The organism is Corallococcus llansteffanensis (assembly GCF_003612055.1).
GTDB lineage: Bacteria > Myxococcota > Myxococcia > Myxococcales > Myxococcaceae > Corallococcus > Corallococcus llansteffanensis.
In genome coordinates this window covers 1-4,799 of record NZ_RAWB01000683.1, presented here as the reverse complement: position 1 = coordinate 4,799, position 4,799 = coordinate 1, and the positions used below count along the sequence as shown (strand labels likewise).

General features: G+C 70.4%; 5 protein-coding genes. 3 read left to right on the top strand and 2 right to left on the bottom strand.

Annotation, left to right across the window (positions count from 1 at the left end; translation table 11 throughout):
• Positions 1–254 precede the first annotated feature (254 nt).
• On the bottom strand, positions 255–767 hold the full coding sequence (locus tag D7V93_RS38095; protein WP_120647991.1) for a hypothetical protein: 513 nt from the start codon (positions 765–767) through the stop codon (positions 255–257).
• 94 nt (positions 768–861) lie between these two features.
• Positions 862–2,208 (bottom strand): short-chain fatty acid transporter, encoded by a 1,347-nt coding sequence (locus D7V93_RS38090; protein ID WP_120647990.1) that lies wholly within the window; start codon positions 2,206–2,208, stop codon positions 862–864.
• A gap of 75 nt (positions 2,209–2,283) precedes the next feature.
• Between D7V93_RS38090 and D7V93_RS38085 the strand changes: the two genes are divergently transcribed.
• The 3 genes from D7V93_RS38085 to D7V93_RS38075 form a co-directional block, all read left to right on the top strand.
• Positions 2,284–3,756, top strand: coding sequence for an ATPase domain-containing protein (locus D7V93_RS38085; RefSeq protein ID WP_120647989.1), 1,473 nt, complete (start codon positions 2,284–2,286; stop codon positions 3,754–3,756).
• A 14-nt stretch (positions 3,757–3,770) separates the two neighbouring features.
• Positions 3,771–4,157 (top strand): response regulator, encoded by a 387-nt coding sequence (locus D7V93_RS38080; protein ID WP_120647988.1) that lies wholly within the window; start codon positions 3,771–3,773, stop codon positions 4,155–4,157.
• On the top strand, positions 4,154–4,799 hold a 646-nt coding region (locus tag D7V93_RS38075), incomplete at its 3' end, for a hypothetical protein (protein WP_244237748.1). The genes D7V93_RS38080 and D7V93_RS38075, both read left to right, overlap by 4 nt.

Genomic DNA, 4,799 nt, shown 5'->3' with positions numbered 1-4,799 from the left:
AACCCCGACTCCCCCTGCCCTTCAACCGCGCCCTGACCCTTCTGCAAGCGCGTTGCCAGGGCCCGCATCCGAAGGTGTCCCCTCTGAAGCCGGGCCTGGACCCGCCCGCGAGGGAGGGGTGGCTGTCCGCCAGCCGGTAAATCCTCCCGGTCCGGGCGCGGCGCGGGCGGTAAAGAAAGACGCCCGCGCGGGTCGCCCTCTTGGGGACCCGGCGGGCGTGGACGCCATGCAAGTGATTGAAGCGCGACAGACGACTACAGCACCTTCACCGGCACTTCCTTGAGGACCTTGTCGCCGCGCATGATGACAACGGTCCACGCGCCGGGCTTCGCCAGCTTCACGCCGGTCCACTGCCGGGCGCGCCAGCCTTCGCCCTTCACCTTCACGTCCTTCGTCTCGCGCACCGTGGCGCCCTGCTTCACCTGCACCAAGATGTCGTCGACGGAGTCGCCCTGGGGCACCAGGTAGCTCTGCCACAGCATCACGGAGGTGCCCGCCTTGACGCCTTCCGGGCCCACCTCGGTGATGCACTCGAACTTGTTGGCGCCTTCCTTGGCCACCTCGGTGCACAGCTTGGCTTCCACCAGCACCGGGCCCTGGCCCTGGCCCTTGTAGAAGAAGTTCCAGGTGTCCTTCACCGCGTCCGCGCTGGGGGCCTTCACGGCCTCACCCGCGGGGGCCGCCGGGGCCGCCGCATCCTGCGCTCCCGCGACCGTCGCCACACCCAGCACCGCACACAGCACGCTTCCGTTGATCAAGCTCTTCATGTTCCGGGGTCCCCTCGTTTGGCGTTGAAAGGGCCGGCCCACGTCCGGCCCCATGTGTGCCTGTCTACCATGAAACACCGCGCGGACAGCCGGCCTACCCGAAGAGGAAGAAGCCCAGGGTCACCAGCGGCAGGTAGGCCAGGAACGCCACCAGGAGGAAGCCGAGGATGTCCTTGAACTCCAAACGGGCCACGGCCAGCAGCGGCAGCGCCCAGAAGGGCTGGATGAGGTCGGTGGCCATGTCGCCCCACGCATACGCCAGCACCACCTTCTCCGGCGCCACGCCCAGCCGGCCCGCGGCCTCCAGCAGGTAGGGCGCTTCAATGGCCCACTTGGAGCCGCCGGACGGCACGAAGTAGTTCACCACGCCGCTGTACAGATACACGATGGCGGGGAACGTCTCGCGCGTGGAGAGCGACACGAAGAGCTCCCCGATGCGGTCCGTGAGCCCCGTGGCCTTGAAGATGCCGTAGATGCCCGCGTACAGCGGGAACTGCAGCACGATGCCGTGCAGCACGCCCGCGGCCTCCTCGCTCGCCTTGAGCAGCCGCGCGGGCGTGCCGTGCAGCAGCACCGCCAGCACCAGGAATGTGAAGTTCACGACGTTGAGGTTGAGCGCGCGCCAGCCGCCGTGGAGCCACAGGTGCCGGCCGAACCACAGCAGGCCCAGCACGCCGAACACGACGTTGAGCAGCCACGCGTGATCCAACCACTCCGCGGGGCTCAAGCGGCCGGAGGGCCTCCGCGGCGGGGTGAAGTCCCCCAGCTTCTCCAGCACCTGGGGCTCCACGCGCACGGTGCGCTCCGGGGAAGGGTGCAGCGCCCAGGCGAGCGCGGTGAGCAGCGCCACCGCGGTGAGGGTGAGCCCCACGTTGAAGGCGGAGAAGAGCGTCCGGTCGATGGGGATGACCCCCAGCTGCTTCTCCAGGAAGTGCCCCGGCGTCGCGACGAGCAGCGGGGCGGAGGCGGACAGGCCCGCGTGCCACGTCGCGCCCAGGCCGAAGTACGCGCACGCCACCAGCAGCCGGTAGTCCACGTCCGGGCGCCGCCGCGCGATGAAGCGCACCAGCATGGCGCTGGCCACCAGGGACAGCCCCCAGTTGAAGTACGCGAGCGCCATGGACACGAAGGCCATCAGGGCCGTGGCGCTCCGGGGGCTCCTGGGCAGGCTCGCGACCTTCTCCAGCAGCGCCTTCACCGGCGCGGTGAGGGCCAGCAGGTAGCCCGTGAACATCACCAGGGCCATCTGCATGGAGAACGTGAGCAGCTCCCAGAACCCGCCGCCCCAGGCGTCCAGCACCACTGGCGGTGAAGCACCCACCCACCCCAGGGCGAGCGCCATGGTGAGCAGGGTGAGCAGCACGGCGATGGCGAAGGCGCTGGGCACGAAGCGCGAGGAGAAGCGGCCCAGGCCTTCAGCGAGCCGGACGAGGGTTTCCACAGGGGGGCTCCAGGCGGGCAGGCACTCCAGAAACTCCGGAGCGACACGCGCGGTTTTACGGTATGAGCGGTCGCCATGTCCCCTACCGAGCAGCACCCTCCCGCCTTCGACCGCATCGCGACAGGCGTGCCGGGACTGGACCCCATCCTGGGCGGCGGTCTGGTGGCGTCGGGCGTCTACATCGTCGTGGGGGAGCCCGGGGCGGGGAAGACCATCCTCGCCAACCAGCTCTGCTACCAGCAGGCGCGCCAGGGCACGCGCTGCCTCTACGTGACGCTGCTGGCGGAGTCCCACTCGCGCATGCTCGCGAACCTGCGCAGCATGTCGTTCTTCGACGCCTCGCAGCTGCCGCAGCGCATCTACTACGTCAGCGGCTTCCGCATGCTGGAGGAGCAGGGGCTGCCGGGCCTGCTGGAGCTCCTGCGCCGGGAGATGCGCAACCACGGCGCGGGCATCCTCGTGCTGGACGGGCTGGTGCAGGCGCAGGAGGCCGCGGGCAGCAGCCGCGACTTCAAGAAGTTCATCCACGAGCTCCAGGTGTCCGCCGGCCTGTCGCGCTTCACCGCGCTCCTGCTCACGAGCAGCGTGGGCCCCACCGTGCATCCTGAATACACGATGGTGGACGGCATCCTGGAGCTGCGCGAGCGCACCGTGGCCATGCGCTCCTGGCGCGAGCTGCAGGTGCGCAAGTTCCGGGGCAGCGCGAGCCTCAGCGGCTCCCACCACTTCCGCATCTCCGAGGAGGGCGTGGAGGTGTTCCCGCGTCTGGAGTCGGTGGTCAGCCGCGTGCAGCCGCCGGACTGGGGCACGCAGCGGGTGCGCTTCGGCGTGCCCACGTTGGACGCGATGATCCCCGAGGGCATCGCGGCCGCGTCCACCACGCTGGTGATGGGGCCCCCCGGCTGCGGCAAGACCATCCTGGGTGCGAGCCACCTGGCCGAAGGGCTGCGCCTGGGCGAGCCCGGCCTGATGGTGAGCTTCTACGAGGGCCCGGACCGGCTGCTGCACAAGACGGCCAACGTGGGCCTGTCCCTGGGCACCGCGGTGAAGGAGGGCCGGCTGGCGCTCCAATGGAACATGCCCGCCGAGTGCAACCTGGACCTCGTCGCGCACACGATGCTGGAGGACGTGCGCAAGCGCGGCGTGAAGCGCCTGTTCGTGGACGGCCTGAGCGCGATGGTGGAGACGTCCCACGAACCCGCGCGCATCAGCCCCTTCTTCGCCGCGCTCACGCAGGAGCTGCGCCGCAACGGCGTGACGACATTCTTCACGCTGGAGACGCCCCGTCTCTTCGGCCCCGACATGGACGTGCCGCTGGGCACCGGCCTGTCCGGCGTGGCGGAGAACCTGCTGTTCATGCGCCACCTGGAGCTCAACGGACGGCTGCGGCGGCTGCTGTCCATCTTCAAGCTGCGGGACGCGGACTACGACCCGACCCTGCGCGAGTTCCTCATCACGCCCCAGGGCATCGAGGTCCAGCCACCGTTCCAGCCGTCCCCTGAGTTGCTGCTCACCGGCATCGCCCGCTTCCCGGGCAACCACTCCTGACCCCCAGAGGACCCGTGGTTCCCGCGACCGAGACCGTGCTGGTGGTGGACGACGAACAGGGCATCCTGGAGGCGCTCGCGGACCTCTTGAGGGAAGAGGGCTACCGCGTGCTGACGGCGTCCCATGGCCGTGAGGCGCTGGAGCGCATGGCGGAGGTGAGGCCGGACCTGGTGCTCACCGACTGGATGATGCCCGTGCTGGACGGCCCCGCCCTCATCGAGCGCATCCAGCAGGACCCCGTGCTGCGCCACATCTCCGTGCTGGGCATGAGCGCCGTGGACGTCAACGGCCTCAAGCGGCTGCACCCCGGCATGGAGTTCCTCCAGAAGCCCTTCGACATCCGCGCCCTGATGAAGCTGGTGCGCAAGGTCCTGGACGCGCGCCGCGTCCAGGAGGGATGAAAGGCGCCATGGTCCACCTGCTCAAGCTGGGGCCCGTCCCCCTCTCCCTGGGCACCACCGGCGTGTACCTGCGCATCGGCGAGGCGGGCGACCCGTCCGCCCCCGTCTTCGAACAGGATGACGTCGCCGGCCTGCGCGCGCTCCTCGCCGGCGTGGAGGACACGTCCCAGGTGCGGTGCGAGCCCGCGCTGGCGGACGCCGCCGCCGAGCTGGACCTCGCCGTGGAGCCGCCCCCGCAGGCGGCGCTCTCCGCGCGCGCGGCCATCGCCACGTTCCTCGCGTGGGGCCAGCGGGGCCTGTCCGGCCTGGGTTCGGACAAGGCGCTGCTCTTCGTCCAGGCCTCCACCGAGTACTGGGAAGCGAAGCCCTGGCTGCACTGGGATGACGGCCAGCCCTTCGTCGTGGACGTCACCGGCGCGCACGAACACACCTACGAGGGCTGCGTCTTCTACGCCGACGACGGCCTCACGGGGCTGGCCCTCTATGAACGGCCCGGCGCGCTGGCGTGGCTGCTGGAGCTCCAGGTCCACGGCCAGGCCGAGGAGGCCAAGGCGCTGCCCGCCATCGCCGTCTCGCTGGAGGCCACCCCCGCCTACGCCGTGGACGCCCTGGCCGCCGCCGGCCGCGTGCCCCGGCTGCCCC

Coding starts and splice junctions, on each gene's coding strand:
- D7V93_RS38095 (WP_120647991.1), bottom strand. CDS start 767: ATGAAGAGCTTGATCAACGGAAGCGTGCTGTGTGCGGTGCTGGGTGTG.
- D7V93_RS38085 (WP_120647989.1), top strand. CDS start 2,284: ATGTCCCCTACCGAGCAGCACCCTCCCGCCTTCGACCGCATCGCGACA.